The sequence below is a fragment of the Microbacterium natoriense genome, from assembly GCF_030816295.1.
Taxonomy (GTDB): Bacteria; Actinomycetota; Actinomycetes; order Actinomycetales; family Microbacteriaceae; genus Microbacterium; species Microbacterium natoriense_A.
On record NZ_JAUSXV010000001.1, the window covers coordinates 529,820 to 545,972 of the forward strand.

The window sequence follows — 16,153 nt, forward strand, 5'->3', positions numbered from 1 at the left end:
GGAGACTCCGCGCGCCACGCCGCACCACCGCATCCGCCGCCGGCGCGTCGTCACGCGACTCCGACTCTTCACACGGCGGACCGCTCGTCAGTCGTCCTTCGAGCGGCGACGCGAGACCACGAAGAGCACTCCGCCGATCACGAGCACGGCGGCGCCGATGCCGGCCCAGAGGAAGGTCTCGGGCGCGAGACCCGTGGCGGGAAGACGGGTGCTGCCGCTCGTCCCCGGGTCGGTGGGCGTCGGTGTCGGCGTGGGCGTGACCACGACGGCGGCGAGTGTGAAGTCCTGCTCGCCGAAGACCTCGCCGGCTGCGGTGATCACGACGGTCCGAGTGGCGTTTCCGACGATCGTGCTCCCCGACGGCGCGGTGACCGTGATCGTGTAGGTCCCCGGCGGGAGCGTGCCCAGACCGTAGGCTCCGTCGGCATCCGTGGTGAGCGAGTGCGAGCCGTCAGGTCCCTCGACCATGATCGCCACACCGGGTGCAGGGGTTCCGCCGTCTGTGCGCACCGTGCCGTCGATCGCTCCGAGGCGGGCGAGTTCGAAGTCCAGGTCTTCGACGTCGGCCTCGCCGACGCTCTCATCGCGGGCGACCGGGCCCGACGCGATGTACCCGCCAGGCACCTCGATGCCGACGGAGTAGTCGCCGAGGGGCAGTCGCGGGAAGGAGTAGTCGCCGTTCGCATCGGTGACGGTCGAGAGCATCGAGCCTCCCGGTCCGGATGCCGTCACGGTGACGCCCGCGACGCCGGTGCCGTTCGATCGCACGGTGCCACTCAGTGACGGATTCTCGGCGACGACGAAGTCGACGCCGCTGATCGGCGTCTCGCTGTCCTCGGGCACGGTGAACGGCGGCGCCGAGGTCACGAGCGTGTAGCCGTCGGGGGTCGTGATCGTGGCGGTGTGCTCTCCGACCTCGACCTCGTCGATGATGTAGCGGCCGTCCGCGTCCGTCGTCGTGCTGCGGCCGTCGATCGTCACGGTGACCCCGGCGATCGGATTCCCGTCGACGTCCGTGACGCGTCCCTCGACCGACACGGGCACGATGTCGCGCACGGTGAAGTCTGCGACACCGTCTTCGTCCGTCAGGTCGACGTCCTGCGAGACCGCGCTCTCGGAGATCTTGCCATCCGGCGGCGTGACGCGCACCGTGTAGCCGTCGGTGGCGACGAATCCCGGGAACGCGTACGTTCCGCCGGCAGTCGTGGTGGTGGTCCCGACGACCGCGCCGTTCGCGTCGGTGAGGGTCAGCTCGACGCCCTCGAGCGGCCCGTCTGCGACGTCGGTCACGGTGCCGGTGATGTCACGCGCGATCGACGCGAACCACGTCTGGTACACGGGGAAGCCGGCGCGCCGCGTGAAGAAGAACGTCAGCGAGCTGATCGGGGTCGACGGCTCGAACCACGCGGCCGCGCCGCTGGTGTCGGCAGCCGCCTGATTGCCGGTCAGCGTGAGCGTCGCCGGGTCCCAGCTCGGGATGTCGGCGGCGACGCCTGTGCAAGACGGCTTTCCGGCGACTCCCGGCGCGCAGTAGTTGAAGCCCCCTCGGAAACCGAGCTCCGTCGCATCGAGAACGTGTCCGTCGCCCGCCACGGCGTGGATGCGCACGGAATCGGCGTCGATGTCGCCGAGCACGAACGTCCACCCCGATGCCGGGGTGGGCGACGCGAACGAGTACGTCGTCGTGGACGGGCTGGTGGCGTTATCGGCCTTGGGGCGGAGGTTGACGTACGACTGGTTGATGCTGCTGCCGTACTTCGCTCCGACCGGCGTTCCCTCCGAGAGCCAGGTCGAGGCTCCGGAGATGACGCCGACCTGTCCCCCGCGGGAGTCGCTCGTGACCGTTGCGCTGAGCAACGGCTGCGCCGCGATCTGCACCGACGACGTGTAAGCGCCTGCCGAGCCGCTCAACGGCTGCCAGCTCGCCCACGAGGTGGTCGTCGCTGCCGCCGCGGGCACTGCTCCGATCACGATCGCCACGAGCGCGATCACTCCTGCAAGAATTCCACCCCGGTGTGCACGCATGGCGCCAGAGTACCGGCATGCTGGAGCCTTGGCCAGGGTCGGAATTCGCCGGTGACCAGGCGCGTCTCCTCAGAGCGAGAGCGAGCGGGACTGGATGACGGCGTGCAAGTCGAGGATCGAAGCGATGACGGTGTCCGGGTCCTCCTGCGGGGTGTTGTGACCCGCCGGCGACAGCCGGTAGTCGATCAACTGGGTGAAGTGCTCTTGGTGTCCCTCGCGCGACAACGGCGGCATGACCGCATCCTGAGTCGGGTCGATGACGATCGTCGGCACGTCGATGAGTGGTCGGGCAGACAGCGTCGCCTCCATCGACTCAAATGCGGGGTCTCCGGATGCAAGTCCGTATCGCACCCGATAGGAATGCACGACCACATCCACGAAGTCCGGATTGTCGAACGAGGCCGCCGTCTCCTCGAACGTCTGCTCCTCGAAGCGCCACTGCGGCGACCACTCGCTCCACAGCTGCCGGGCGAGTTCGCGACGATACCGTGCCAATCCCTCTCGCCCGCGTTCAAGCTGGAAATACCACTGATGCCAGTCCCTGGCCTCGAGTTCCGGCACGTCCGGCACAGACGCCATCACCCGCGGGTCGTAGACGCTGTAACCCCCGATGGCGACCAGTCCGCCCACATTCTGCGGCCACAGCACCGCTGCGGCGCAGGCGGCGCGGCCTCCCCAATCGAATCCGGCGACGATCGGCCTGTCAAGATGCAGCCCATCGATGAGATCGCCCAGGTCGCGGGCAAGCGCGGCCTGCTGTCCCGAACGGCGAGTGTCATCCGAGCGGAAACGAGTCGGTCCGTACCCACGCAGATAGGGCACGATCACATCCGCGCCGTTCTGAGCGAGCTGGTCGGCCACGACGTCGAAACTGCGGGGATCGTACGGGAAGCCGTGAAGGAGGATCACCGGGAACCCGCCTCGTTCACCGCGGCGTTCGAAGGCCAGGTCGAGGATCTCGGTCTTCAGATGCGCGAAAGGATGCTCCACGCTGTGCACCTTACAGCCGCACGCACCACCACTGGTTCCGCGAAGCGGACGCCGCGGACCTGCTCAAACCGGGTCGCCCTGAACGGGACCCTCCGTGTTCGGCTTCCATCCGAGTGCCGGTGCCACGTGCGTCGCGAACGACTCGAGCACGTGCAGGTTGTACGCGGGGCCGAGCTGATTCGGGATCGTGAGCATGAGGGTGTCTGCGGCCATCACGGCCTCGTCGGCGAGGAGCTGCTGGATCAGCACGTCCGGCTCTGCGGCATAGGTCTTGCCGAAGGTGGAGCGGAATCCGTCGATGATGCCGACCTGGTCGGCGTTCTCCTCGCTGCGGAGCCCGAAGTACGCCCGATCCATGTCGGACACGAGGGGGAACACGCTGCGGCTGACCGAGACACGTGGCGAACCCGTGTGGCCGGCCTCCTTGTAAGCGGCGCGGAACAGATCGATCTGCTCCCGCTGCAGCTCATGGAACGGCTGCCCGGTCGCCTCGGTGAGCAGTGTCGAGCTCATCAGGTTGAGCCCCTTGCGCCCGGTGTCCTCAGCGGTTGCGCGCGAGCCGGCTCCCCACCAGATGTGATCGCGCAGCGTGGGAGACTGCGGCTCGATCGACAGGTAGTGACCCGCCCCGACCATCCGCGGGTCCCCCGGTGCGACCCTGGCTCCGTCGATCGCCTCGAGGAACAGGTCGAACTTCTCACGGGCCATCACGCTGCCGCGCTCGGTGTCCTCCTCGTCGACGAATCCGAAGGTCTCGTAGCCGCGCAACGCCGTCTCGGGTGAACCACGGCTCACACCCAGCGCGATACGGCCGTCGGCGATGTAGTCGAGGGCGGCGGCCTCTTCGGCGAACTGGAACGGGTTCTCGTACCGCATGTCGATGACGCCCGTGCCGACTTCGATGCGCTTGGTGCGCGCAGCCATGGCGCTCAGCAGAGGCATGGGAGACGCGGCCTGGCGCGCCCAGTGGTGCACGCGCACATACGCCCCGTTGACGCCGATCTCATCCGCGCCCTCGGCGATCTCGATGGTCTGCTTCAGCATGTCGCCGGCCGTGCGCGTCGACGAACCGGGCACGTCGGCGTAGTGACCGAACGAGAGGAATCCGAAAGCCTTCATGTTTATATGCAACAGAATGGATGCTGCGCTATTCCCTTCTCGAGCACCACTCAGCCGAGCAGGAAACCGTCGAGCACGAGTTGGCGGATGCGGGGCTCGATGTCGGCCCACAGATCTGCCAGCGGCACCTCGAAGAGGTCGGCGAGGGCGGAGACGATCTGGACCACGGTCAGTTCGCCATCGCATGCGCCGACGAACGCGGCGAGCGCGGGGTCGACGGCGACCGTGCGGCCGAAACCGCCGCCCTGGCGCAGCTCGATCACGCTCGGGTCATCGTTGCCGGGCAGCAGATGCCGCGCCTCGGTGACATCGGCGGCCGTGATCAGGGTGTCGGGCAATCCGCCCTCGGCGATCAGATCGTGGGCGGCTAGCCCCTGACGCAGCGCTCCGCCGACGTTCGACACCGGCTGCGGCATCCGCTCCGTCCTCCGCAGCGGCGCACGAGTCGAGCCTGCACTCGACGACCGCGGACGCCGCAGCAGGACATAGCCGAATCCGACGGCCGTGACGCCGCGAACGGCGAAGTCGTCGAGCCACGCGGACAGCAGCGGCGTGAACGCGGCATCACGCGGAGTGGTGCCGCCGTCACGGATCCACAGCTCGGCGTATCCGAGGGGCGACAGCTCTTCGCGCTGGATCGCCCAGAGGTCGATGTCGTCGGGCACCCAGGATGCGAGGCGGTCGAGTCCGCGCTCGTCGTCGCGCGACTCCCAGTTGCCGAGCAGCTGAGCGATGCCGCCCGCGGTCAGATACGCCGCGACGCTGCGCACGAACTTCTCGACGAGCGCATCGCCGACCAGGCCGCCGTCGCGGTACTCGTACTCGGGCACGCCCTCAGCCCGTGGGGTGATCACGAACGGAGGGTTCGACACGATCAGATCGAACGCCTCGCCCTCGACCGGTTCGAACATGCTCCCCAGACGGAACTCGATGTTGCGCACCCCGTTGAGCAGCGCGTTCAGCTCGGCGAAGGCGAGCGCGCGAACAGAGATGTCGGTGGCGACGACCGATGCCGCGTGCCGCGCGACGAGGAGAGCCTGGATGCCGCATCCCGTGCCGAGATCGAGGGCGCGGTCGACCTCGATGGGCGTCACGATCTCAGCGAGCGTGCGTGAGGCGCCGCCGACACCGAGGACGTGGTCGGCCGGAAGCGGTCCGTCGAGGGCGACCTCGTCGAGATCGCTCGCGATCCACCACTCGCCGATGCCGTCTGCGTCGACGAACGACTGCGGTCGCAGCAGCGCAGTGGGACGCACGGAATCCCGGTCGGCGACGGCCAGACCCAGGCTCCCGAGCCCGTCGACTCCCACGTGCGCCAGAGCTGTCGCGACGGCTTCACGCGGCTGCGGCATGCCCAGGACGAACAACCGGCCCAACGTCGCGAGCACGCCGTCATCGCCGGTGATCGCACGGAGGATCGGCTCCCGCAGCCCCCGGGCGAGCGCGTCATCGGCCTCTTCGCCCCACAGGCGACGCAAGGGCTCGGAGCGGAAGTCGGCCGAATCGAGATCGGCCGCCAGAGCGGCGCACAACAGGGGGTCGGGCGTGGGGGGAGCACTGTCGGACACGGCCGTCACTCTACGCGTCTTCAGGGATCTCTCCTACGCGCCCACCTAGAATCACAAGGTCAGCACTCACGATCAGCCCCTTCTCGGGCGTTCGAGGAAGACCCCCATGACCGTGACCATCCCCGAGAACGGTTTCCGCGCGCGCCTCGCCTGCGGAACCGTCGCCTTCGCGATGGCACTGGGCATCGGCGTCGTCGCCAGTCCCGTCGCACAGGCAGCGCAGAAGAGCGACTCCGAACCGCCCGTGCTCCATGTGTCCGCAGGATCGAACGGTGTCCTCTCCCCCGGGCTGTCGACGACGGCATCCGTCACCGTGCAGAACGACGCCGACACCTCGCTGTCTTCGGGCCGTGTGACGGTCTCGATCAACCGCACCCCGCTGGCGGGGGCCGACGCCGTCGGCTCCTGGCTCGACTCGGGCGAGGTTGCGGGTGAGTTCGACGTGATCGCCGAAGACAGCACCGAACCGGTGGATGCGGGGTCGTCCTCGACGACCAGCATCGGCATCTCTCAGGATCTCCTGGCGACTCTCACGCCCGGCGTCTACCCCGTGCGAGCCGCGTTGAGCGGCACCGACGGCGCGTCGGGCGAAGACGTCTCGACGACGAGCGTTCTGGTGATCTCGGCTGATCCGCACCCGCCCGTGACCGTGTTCGTGCCGATCACCGCGACCCCGGCAGACGGAGCCGCCCTTCTCGGCTCGGACGAGCTGACGGAGCTCACGGCGGCCGACGGCGACCTCACGGCGCAACTCGACGGCGTCAGCGGCACCTCGGCCGTGCTCGCGATCGACCCTGCGATCGTCGCCGCCATCCGCGTACTGGGTTCCGCCGCACCCACGACTGCGGTCGAATGGCTGACGCGCCTCGAGAACCTGCCGAACGAGCGGTTCGCGCTGCAGTTCGGCGACGCCGACGCCACGACCCAGGCGCAGGCCGATCTACCAGCCCTGCTGACGCCGACGACTCTCGCGCCCTTCCTCGACCCGGCGAACTTCGCCTCCGCTCCCCCCGCGTCTGCCCTCCCGACCCCGACAGGCACGCCGTCGCCGGCGGCCACCGACGGCCCGATGCTGCCGGACGACGCGGCCCTGACGACGATCGAGGGTGCGGCCGAGGGAATCCTCTGGCCGCGGGCGGATGTCACCGCCGACGACCTCGCCGCATTCCGCACCTATCTCGCCGGGACGGCGACGACCATCCTGCCCTCGACCGCGCTCGACGGCGCGACGACCGGGCACGTGCTGGCCGGGGCAGAAGACGTGCTCGTGACGGATGCCGCGGCATCCGATGCCCTGTCAGAGGCGGCCGGAGAGTCCGACGCCGACGCCCGCGCGCAGTCTCTGGCCGCAGCCAACGCCTATCTGTTCCTCGCAGGGCAGACGACCTCGACACCCCTAGCGGTCGGGCTCGACCGCGACGAGAACCGCACGGCCGATGCGCTGCGCGAGGTCGTCACGACGACCGATTCGCCGGGTGTCGATCTCACCTCGCTGCGCTCCACGCCTGCGGCCCCCGCGTCGGTGGACGGGGAGATCGACGACGACCGGGGCGCCTCGCTGCAGCTGCTCCTCTCGGAGGAGCAGACACTCGGTCAGTTCTCCACGATTCTCGACGACCCGCAGGTGCTGTTGAGCCCCGAGCGCATCCGCATCATGCGGACGATCGCCGCCGGCCTCAGCTCCACGAGGTTCGACGAGGCTCTGGGCGACCACCGGCAGGCGACGCGTGACACGCTGGCCTCGGTCGACATCCCGCAGTCGAGCACGATCCAGCTGCTGTCGGCGAACGCCGACCTGCCGTTCGGTGTGCGCAACGATCTCCCGTGGCCCGTGAACGTCGTGCTCACCGTCTTGCCGAGCGATCCGCGCCTCGAGGTGGAGTCGGTCACCCGCGCGACGATCCCGGCCGGGACGACCACCAGGGTCAAGGTGCCCGTGTCGGCCAGGGTCGGCAGCGGAGAGCTCGACCTGCGCCTGTCTCTCACGAGTCCCACCGGAGTGCCCCTCGGCCAGTCGCAGACCGTACGTGTCTCGGTGCGCGCCGAGTGGGAGGGCATCGGCCTCGCCATCTTCGGCAGCCTGATCGTCATCCTGATCGTCCTCGGTGTCGTGCGCACGCTGCGACGGCGACGCAAGGGTGAGGATGTCGAGACGGCGGATGCTTCGTCGGCGGATGCCGCGTCGGTGGATGCCGCGGCGGTGAGGGCCCCGTCGACCGAAGTGGAGCCGACGGCCGTGGATGTCCCGTCGGACCCCACAGACCCCGCAGAGCCCGCAGACCCCGCGAAGGATCCCCAGTGAGCAGTCTCGGCCGCGCCAGCGCCCTTCTGGGTGCCGGCACCCTCGTCTCGCGCGTCACGGGCCTCGTGCGGACGATCGTGCTGGTGGCGGCGATCGGAAGCATCAGCAAGGCAGGAGATGCCTTCGGTGTCGCGAACCAGCTTCCCAACAACGTCTTCACCATCATCCAGACCGGCATCCTCACGGCCGTGATCATCCCTCAGATCGTCAAGGCAGGCGCGCACAAGGATGGAGGCCGGGCATACATCTCGAAGCTGTTCACTCTCGGCACCGTCGTGTTCCTCGCCGCGACAGCGGTCGCGATTCTTCTCGCACCGTGGTTGGTTTTCATTTACGCCAAGGGGTACTCGCCCGATCAGCTCGCGCTCGCGACGGCATTCGCTTACTGGTGCCTGCCGCAGATCTTCTTTTACGGCCTCTACGCTCTGATCGGCGAAACACTCAACGCCAAACGAGTCTTCGGGCCGTACACCTGGGCTCCGATCGTCAACAACGTCGTCTCGATCATCGGATTCCTGATCTTCATCGCCATGTTCGGCAACGACCGCAACCTGGTCGAGATGTGGGATCCGACGATGATCGCCGTGCTCGGCGGAACCGCCACCCTCGGGATCGCACTGCAGGCTGGCCTGCTGCTGTTCTCGTGGAGGCGCACCGGCCTGAGGCTGCGACCCGACTTCCGCTGGCGCGGCGTGGGCCTTCGCCATGTCGGCACACTGGCCGGCTGGACATTCCTCATGGTGATCGCCGGTCAGCTCGCGGGGCTGGTGCAGAGCACGATCGTGTCGGAGTCCACGGGCCATCCGTCGGTGTTCTTCATGCAGGCCGCCTGGCTTGTATTCATGCTTCCCTATTCGATCTTCGCGATCTCCATCGGAACCCCCTATTTCACTCAGATCGCCGAGCACGCCTCCGAAGGTCGTCACGATGACGTTCGCTCCGACGTCGCCCGATGCATCCGCATCATCTCGCTGTTCGTGGTCGGCTCGGGAATCGCGCTGGCCGTCGCCGCGGTTCCTGCAACCCGCATCTTCACGACGACGGCGGAGCAGGCCGTTCAGGCCGCACCAGTTCTGATCTGCTATCTCGTCGGCCTTCTGCCGCTGGCTTTGCTCTTCATCGTGCAGCGCGCGTTCTACGCCTACGGAGACACCCGTACGCCCTTCTACTTCACACTCGTGCAGGTCGCATTGATCATCGGCCTCTCGGTCATCGCCGGAGCAGTCGCGCCGATCGAACAACTCGCCGCCGCTATCGCGCTCGGACAGTCGGTCGCTGGCATCGTGCAGACCATCGTCGCGATCTGGATCCTCCGCAACCGTCTCGGTGGACTCGAGCTTCCACAGACGCTTCTCTCCCTCGTGCGCTTCGCCATCGCGGCGGTTCCTGCTGGTCTCGCAGGGTGGGGCGTCTACAACCTTCTCGGTGCAGGTAGTGGCTGGATCGTCGGTCACAGCGGCTCCGACTTCCTCGACCGCATACTCGGCGCCGTCGGCACCGGCGTGATCGGTCTCGCATCCGTGATCGTCTACGTCGTCGTGCTGCTGATCCTGCGCGCTCCTGAGCTGTCGGCTGCCACGCGCATGCTGCGCCGGTTCCTGCCCGGTCGCTGAGCCGACGGCATCCATCCCCCGAGTCCCTCTCAGGGCTCTCCCCGCGCCCCGGCAGTCCGAGGCGCGGGGATCTCCTGTGCAGGGAATGCCCCGCGGTTACCATTGGTTGAAGCAGCCGTACGCCCTTTTCGGGGAAGAGAGAGAGCACATGCGTCAGGTCATCATCATCGGCTCGGGCCCAGCCGGGTTCACCGCCGCCATCTACGCGGCGCGCGCGAGCCTCAAGCCGCTGCTCATCGCGAGCTCGGTCGAGGTCGGCGGCGAGCTGATGAACACCACCGAGGTCGAGAACTACCCGGGCTTCCCGGAGGGGATCCAGGGCCCCGAACTCATGGCGAAGCTGCAGGAGCAGGCCGAGAAGTTCGGCACCGAAGTGCTCTACGACGACGTCACCTCGCTCGACCTGAACGGTCCCGTCAAGACCGTCTCGCTCGGCAGCGGCGCGGTGCACGAAACCCGCGCGCTGATCTATGCGACCGGCTCCGCCTACCGCAAGCTCGGCATCGAAGGCGAAGAGCGCCTCTCGGGCTACGGCGTCTCGTGGTGCGCCACCTGCGACGGCTTCTTCTTCCGGCAGAAGACGATCGCGGTCGTCGGCGGCGGTGACTCGGCGATGGAGGAGGCCACGTTCCTCACCCGCTTCGCAGACAAGGTCTACGTGATCCACCGCAAGGACTCCCTGCGCGCGTCGAAGATCATGCAGGAGCGCGCGTTCGCGAACGAGAAGATCGAGTTCGTGTGGAACAGCGAGGTCGCAGAGGTGCTCGGAGGCGACTCCGTCGCCGGAGTGCAACTGCGCAACACGGTCGACGGCACGCTCAGCGACCTTCCGCTCGACGGACTGTTCATCGCGATCGGCAACGATCCCCGCACGCACCTGGTGCACGACAAGCTCGAGCTCACCGCCGAAGGAACCATCTGGGTCGACGGCCGCTCGTCGAAGACCTCGGTTCCCGGTGTGTTCGCAGCCGGCGACGTGATCGACCCGACCTACCGGCAGGCGATCACCGCCGCAGGCTCCGGCACCGTGGCTGCCGTCGACGCGGAGCACTTCCTCGCCGATTTCGATGACGCCTCGGTGGAGGTTCCCGCTGCCGAGGCCGCCGAAGTAATCGTCGCCTGAGGCGTCGGGAACACTTTCCTCTCGCCCGTTGTTGTAGCGGACGAAACTCGAATCAAGGAGAAACTCTGATGAGTGCAAAGGCTACGAGCCAGGCGACCTGGGAGCAGGACGTGCTGCAGGCTGAAGGTCCCGTGCTGGTGGACTTCTGGGCCGAGTGGTGCGGCCCGTGTCGCATGGTCTCGCCGGTTCTGGACGAGATCCAGTCCGACAACCCCGAGAAGATCACCGTTCTCAAGTTGAACGTCGACGAGAACCCGCAGCTCGCGATGCAGTACCAGATCACGTCGATCCCGGCGATGAAGGTCTTCGTCGGCGGAGAGGTCAAGACGAGCATCATCGGCGCCAAGCCGAAGTTCGCCCTCGAGCAGGATCTCGCCGCCTACATCGGCTGAGTCCCCCTCAGACATCGGGCCGTCGTCTCTTCGGAGGCGGCGGCCCTCTCTGCGTCCCCGTCAGGACGCGACGGTCGGATCCCAACGGCGATGGCGCTGCTTCTCATCGAGGAGCCCCCACACCGCGGGCGTCAGCTCGGGATACTCCAGCGCGATCTGACGCAGCACGCGGTAGTGCCTGGCCTCGTTCGGTCGCACCCCGTCGTTCGCGGCGATGTTGTCGGCCCGGAGGAGGTAGACGACGAGCTCGTCGACGCTCGGCAGCTCCTCCATGAACTCCCAGGGGTCCTCTCCCCCGAGCAGCCGCTCCTGGATGAGAACGGCGAGTTCGTCCGACGCCTCAGCACGCAGCACTTCGAGGCTGGCGCGGCGGGGAACGAACTCTGTCATACCTCCAGCCTAAGCGCGTGCAGGGCGTGTGCGGCGCTCGACCTTCGCATCGTCGGTCATCTCCTCGAGCTCCTTGCCCTTCGTCTCGGCGACCTTGAAGTACACGAAGAAGAACGACAGCAGGGCGAAGAACGCGTAGAAGCCGTAGGCGAAGGTCAGTCCGATCTCCGCGAAGGCGGGGAACGTCGTCGAGATGAAGAAGTTCGCCGCCCACTGCGCGGCCGCTGCGACAGCCAGGGCCCCCGCTCGGATGGAGTTCGGGAACATCTCGCCGAGCAGGACCCACACGAGCGGACCCCAGGTCGAGCCGAAGAAGACCACGAAGCCGTTCGCGCAGATGAGAGCGACCGTCGCCCACGGATCGGGAAGCGTGACCGAGCCGGCGGCGTCGAGGGTGCCGAACGAGAACGCGAGCGACATCAGGCCGAGCGTGACAGCCATCCCGATCGAGCCGACCAGGAGCATGATCCGGCGCCCCACGCGATCGACCAGGAGGATCGCCACGATGGTCACGACGATGTTGGTGACGGAAGTGATCACCGAGGTGAGCAGTGCACTCGACTCGTCGAACCCCACGGACTGCCACAGCGTGGTCGAGTAGTAGAAGATCACGTTGATGCCCACGAACTGCTGGAACACCGACAGCAGGATGCCGACCCAGACCACCGGTTTCAGGCCGAAGCGGCTGCCGCGAAGATCACGCAGCGACTCCTTGCGCTCGGTATCGATCGTGTCGGTGATCTCCTTGATCTTGCCCTTCACGTCGAGGGTTCCGGTGACCGTCGACAGCACCTCGGATGCCCGTTCGATCTCCCCCCTGCGAACCAGATACCGCGGGGACTCCGGCAGACGCAACGACATGATGCCGTAGACGAGGGCGGGAAGGGCTGCCGAGATGAACATCCAGCGCCAGGCGGTGAGGCCCCACAGCGGAGCTGCTGCCTCGCCAGCGATCCCGGCGAGCAACGCGTCGGTGAGCAGAGAGGCGAAGATTCCGGTGACGATCGCGAGCTGCTGCAGCGATCCCAGTCGCCCTCTGATCTTCGCCGGCGACACCTCGGCGATGTAGGCGGGCGCGATGACGGATGCGGCGCCGACTCCGAATCCGCCGATCACGCGCCAGATGATGAGGTCCACCACGCTGAACGCGAGCCCCGACCCGATCGAGGAGATGAGGAACATCGCCGCCGCTACGACCATGACGGGGATGCGCCCGTACTTGTTCGAGATGGGCCCGGCGAACCACGCGCCGACTGCGCAGCCGATCAGTGCGGACGACACCGCGAACCCTTTCAGCCCGACGTTGAGGTCGAAGCCTGACACGTTCCCGGCCAGGGCGTCGACGGCGCCGTTGATGATCGCGGTGTCGAATCCGAACAGGAATCCGCCGAGGGCTGCGGCGATGCTGACCGCGACCACTCGCCTCTGGAATCCGGCTGGGGTCTGAACCTTGGACATGACTTTCCCCCTCATCGTCGAAGATGACGCGAGTCTAGGCGAAACGACCCGTCACCGGGTCCTCAGCTCCTGCCGTAGCCCTCTTCGCCGAGCTCATCTAGAATTCGATTCAGATCCTGGATCGACGAGAACTCGATCGTGACCTGGCCTTTCCTCGCACCGAGAGCGATCTTCACGCGGGTGTTGAGGCGGTCGCCGAGCTTGCCGGCCACCTCGTCGAGGTACGCGCGACGAGCGCCGGGCGTGGCCTTCGCAGTGCGGGTCGGAGACGTCGGCTCGGTCTTGGCGGCGACCTCGGTGGCGCGCACAGAAAGGTCTTCGTTGACGACCTTGTCGGCGAGACGCTGCATCGCCTCGGGATTGTCGAGGCTCAGAATGGCGCGGGCGTGGCCTGCGCTCAGAACACCGGCGGCCACACGCTGCTGTACGGGCACGGGCAGTTTGAGCAGACGGATGGTGTTGCTGATGCGAGGACGCGAGCGCCCGATACGCGTCGCAAGCTCCTCCTGCGTGATGCCGAAATCCTCGAGCAGCTGCTGGTATGCCGAGGCTTCTTCCAGAGGGTTCAGCTCGGAGCGATGCAGGTTCTCGAGCAGCGCGTCTCGCAGCAGGTCCTCATCGGCCGTGTCCCGCACGACGGCCGGAATCGACGCCAGACCGGCCTCGCGTGCGGCGCGCGTACGGCGCTCACCCATGATGAGCTCGTAGGCGCCGTCGCTGTTCTTGCGGACGACGACAGGCTGCATCACGCCGAACTCTCGGACGCTGTGCACGAGCTCGGCAAGGTGTTCAGCGTCGAAGTGCGTACGCGGCTGTCGCGGGTTCGGGACGATCTCATTCGGATCGATCTGAATCAGATGGATGCCGGGCACCGGCTCGAGTTCGGCCGCGGCATCCGCCTCGATCTGCTGCGCCTCCGCCAGCTTCTGGATCGATGCCCCTGGGAAGAACACGTCCACCGGGCGCTCGGCCTGATCTGCGGTGGGAATGAGGGCGCTGATGCCCCGGCCCAACCCTGTGCGCTTCGCCATCATTTCTCCTTGCTCTGCGTCGCACGCGACGCGATCTCGACGGCGGCCTCGCGGTAGGCGACGGCGCCGGCGGACTGCCCATCGTAGGCGATCACGGTCTGTCCGAAGCTCGGCGCCTCCGAGACCCGCACAGAGCGCGGAATCACGGTGTCGAGGACCTGCGTCGGAAAGTGTGTGCGCACCTCTTCGGCCACCTGGTGGGCCAGCCGGGTGCGCCCGTCGAACATCGTCAGAAGGATGGTCGACAAGTGGAGCGAGGGATTCAGGTGCTTCTGGATCATCTGGATGCTCCCGAGAAGCTGGCTCAGTCCCTCCAGCGCGTAGTACTCGCACTGGATCGGGATGAAGACCTCGGATGCTGCGGTGAAGGCGTTGATCGTGAGGAGACCAAGAGAAGGCGGGCAGTCGATGATCACGAAGTCGACCGGGTGGTGTTCCAGGTACTCGTGCAGCGCCCGTCGCAGGCGGTGCTCGCGGGCGACCTGGGCGACGAGCTCGATCTCGGCTCCAGCCAGATGGATCGTACTCGGCGCGCAGAAGAGATTCTCATTCTCGGGGCTCTGCTGCACGATCTCAGCCAGCGGCATCTCGTTGATCAAGACGTCGTAGATGCTCGAGACTTCGGTGGTGTGCGTGACACCGAGCGCGGTCGAGGCGTTTCCCTGCGGGTCGAGGTCGATCACGAGGACCTTCGCGCCGAGTCCGGCGAGAGCGGAAGCGATGTTCACCGCCGTGGTCGTCTTGCCGACGCCGCCCTTCTGGTTCGACACCGTGAGGATGCGGGTCTCCCCGGTGAACTCGATCGTGACCTCTTCGAGAACCCGGCGACGAGCGCTCAGGTCGGCGATCTCCCGTGCGAGCGGGGTGTCGATCCCGAAGGTGTTCGGCGATTCCTTTTCGGATTGTTTCACGTGAAACATCCACTCCTTTCGGGGCCGTGTTCCACTCTAACTGCAACAGCCGACGCTCTCGTCTCCTGGCCGCGTCGATTCCCACGCTGCTGGCTTGTGGAGTGCATCTCCACCCTCTCTGAGAGGGGTCCTCCCCCGTCGCAGCTCGGATCCAGGAACTAGTTCGCAACTTTCCTGCGCGCGTTCATGGACCGCTCAGCGTGGAAGTCGCACGTTACCGGTTCGTTCTCTCGCGCAGGCACGTTGGGTGACTGTCGGGCACGTCACCGCCTTGTGGACGGCGTCAGGTTCCGCTCCAGGTACGCACTAGGCGACGGGCAGATGTAACGGGTGTTTCACGTGAAACGCTCCCCCAGACGGGGTGCGTCCTTGTAACCCGCAGATCACACTCGGACTCCCCTCATCCGATCCGGGCGTGCGCAGGCGGGAATGCCAACAGGTGTCACCGGCACGCACCCGCGATAAAGCTCGGATTGGGAAGAGGTTCTTTGTGTTCTCGTCGGCGCCTCCTCCGGAGACCTATCCGCGTCCGCCGATCGTCGCGGAACCGCGCCGGTTGTAGACGCGAGTGTGCCGTGCTCTCGCAACGGACACCCCGGCCTGGATCCGAGAGTGGAACCTCTCGTGGTCCTCTCCTTCTCCTGCCCACGTCGACATTTCCGGTACAAGGGCGAGTTCTACACATGATGTTTCACGTGAAACCACACGTCTCGAACCTCTACCGACTCAATGTCGGTCTTCAGAGATCAGCCCACGTCGTCGGGTCCCACCCTGGCAATCCAACAGCTGCTCGGTGTTGCAGGCCAGAACCCGCGTATCACTCGCCACCACTCCCCTTCCTTGCCGCTTTCCTTGTCACTATGAGCAGTGCCATCCGAGGAACGCGGTCGCCAAACACCTCCAACTCAGCGCATCTTGGGTTCATACCCACACAGCCCGACCTTCACATAACCGATCCACGTTTCGTGCCGACAGCGACAGTGTCGGACACGGCGGGCGGCAAAGGGTCCAGTGTTTCACGTGAAACACTGGACAACCTCGTTGCTTCCACTGCAGGCTCGATTTTCGACAGTCTCACCGCTCTGATAGAACGAGTGCCCCTGCACCAGACAACACCGCGCTACTGCGAGGCCTCATCGATCCGCGGCCGTGAAGATTGGACCCGGATGACTCCAACCACCCCACGGATCGTGGACAAGGTTCCGTCAGGGCACAACTGTTGATGGAGTCG

General features: G+C 66.7%; 12 protein-coding genes. 4 read left to right on the forward strand and 8 right to left on the reverse strand.

The genetic code is table 11. The features are described 5' to 3' along the window. Positions 1 to 87: 87 nt before the first annotated feature. From QFZ53_RS02490 to QFZ53_RS02505, 4 genes are all read right to left on the reverse strand, one after another. On the reverse strand, positions 88 to 2,025 hold the full coding sequence (locus QFZ53_RS02490; RefSeq protein WP_307293146.1) for a carboxypeptidase regulatory-like domain-containing protein: 1,938 nt from the start codon (positions 2,023 to 2,025) through the stop codon (positions 88 to 90). A 69-nt stretch (positions 2,026 to 2,094) separates the two neighbouring features. After that, the gene (locus QFZ53_RS02495; protein ID WP_307293149.1) at positions 2,095 to 3,015 is read right to left on the reverse strand and encodes an alpha/beta fold hydrolase; all 921 of its coding nucleotides are present in this window, start codon (positions 3,013 to 3,015) and stop codon (positions 2,095 to 2,097) included. Positions 3,016 to 3,078: 63 nt separating this feature from the next. Further along, a complete protein-coding gene (locus tag QFZ53_RS02500) occupies positions 3,079 to 4,134 on the reverse strand; it encodes an LLM class flavin-dependent oxidoreductase (RefSeq protein WP_307293151.1) in 1,056 nt (351 codons plus the stop codon). 50 nt (positions 4,135 to 4,184) lie between these two features. Continuing rightward, complete coding sequence (locus QFZ53_RS02505; protein ID WP_307293154.1) at positions 4,185 to 5,711, reverse strand: DUF7059 domain-containing protein; 1,527 nt, start codon at positions 5,709 to 5,711, stop codon at positions 4,185 to 4,187. Positions 5,712 to 5,808: 97 nt separating this feature from the next. On the opposite strand from QFZ53_RS02505, the gene QFZ53_RS02510 reads away from it, so the two are divergent. The 4 genes from QFZ53_RS02510 to trxA all read left to right on the forward strand — a co-directional run bounded on the left by QFZ53_RS02510 (position 5,809) and on the right by trxA (position 11,132). Then, positions 5,809 to 8,004 carry a DUF6049 family protein gene (locus QFZ53_RS02510; protein WP_307293155.1) on the forward strand — a complete coding sequence of 732 codons (2,196 nt, stop codon included), beginning with the start codon at positions 5,809 to 5,811 and terminating at the stop codon, positions 8,002 to 8,004. Then, positions 8,001 to 9,617 (forward strand): murein biosynthesis integral membrane protein MurJ, encoded by a 1,617-nt coding sequence (murJ, locus tag QFZ53_RS02515; RefSeq protein WP_307293157.1) that lies wholly within the window; start codon positions 8,001 to 8,003, stop codon positions 9,615 to 9,617. The genes QFZ53_RS02510 and murJ overlap by 4 nt, the downstream gene beginning before the upstream one ends. Positions 9,618 to 9,765: 148 nt before the next feature. After that, positions 9,766 to 10,740 carry a thioredoxin-disulfide reductase gene (gene trxB, locus QFZ53_RS02520; protein ID WP_307293159.1) on the forward strand — a complete coding sequence of 325 codons (975 nt, stop codon included), beginning with the start codon at positions 9,766 to 9,768 and terminating at the stop codon, positions 10,738 to 10,740. Positions 10,741 to 10,808: 68 nt separating this feature from the next. Beyond that, complete coding sequence (trxA, locus tag QFZ53_RS02525) at positions 10,809 to 11,132, forward strand: thioredoxin (protein WP_292908478.1); 324 nt, start codon at positions 10,809 to 10,811, stop codon at positions 11,130 to 11,132. Between the two features lie 60 nt (positions 11,133 to 11,192). Here the strand turns inward: trxA and QFZ53_RS02530 are convergent, their stop codons facing one another. The 4 genes from QFZ53_RS02530 to QFZ53_RS02545 all read right to left on the reverse strand — a co-directional run bounded on the left by QFZ53_RS02530 (position 11,193) and on the right by QFZ53_RS02545 (position 14,931). Further along, positions 11,193 to 11,522, reverse strand: coding sequence for a tryptophan synthase subunit alpha (locus QFZ53_RS02530; RefSeq protein ID WP_292908476.1), 330 nt, complete (start codon positions 11,520 to 11,522; stop codon positions 11,193 to 11,195). Between the two features lie 9 nt (positions 11,523 to 11,531). Beyond that, positions 11,532 to 12,980, reverse strand: a complete 1,449-nt coding sequence (locus QFZ53_RS02535; protein WP_307293167.1) for a sugar porter family MFS transporter — start codon at positions 12,978 to 12,980, stop codon at positions 11,532 to 11,534. Positions 12,981 to 13,042: 62 nt separating this feature from the next. After that, complete coding sequence (locus QFZ53_RS02540; RefSeq protein WP_307293169.1) at positions 13,043 to 14,011, reverse strand: ParB/RepB/Spo0J family partition protein; 969 nt, start codon at positions 14,009 to 14,011, stop codon at positions 13,043 to 13,045. Continuing rightward, positions 14,011 to 14,931 carry a ParA family protein gene (locus QFZ53_RS02545; protein WP_307293172.1) on the reverse strand — a complete coding sequence of 307 codons (921 nt, stop codon included), beginning with the start codon at positions 14,929 to 14,931 and terminating at the stop codon, positions 14,011 to 14,013. Before QFZ53_RS02545 ends, QFZ53_RS02540 begins: the two co-directional genes overlap by 1 nt. Positions 14,932 to 16,153 lie beyond the last annotated feature (1,222 nt).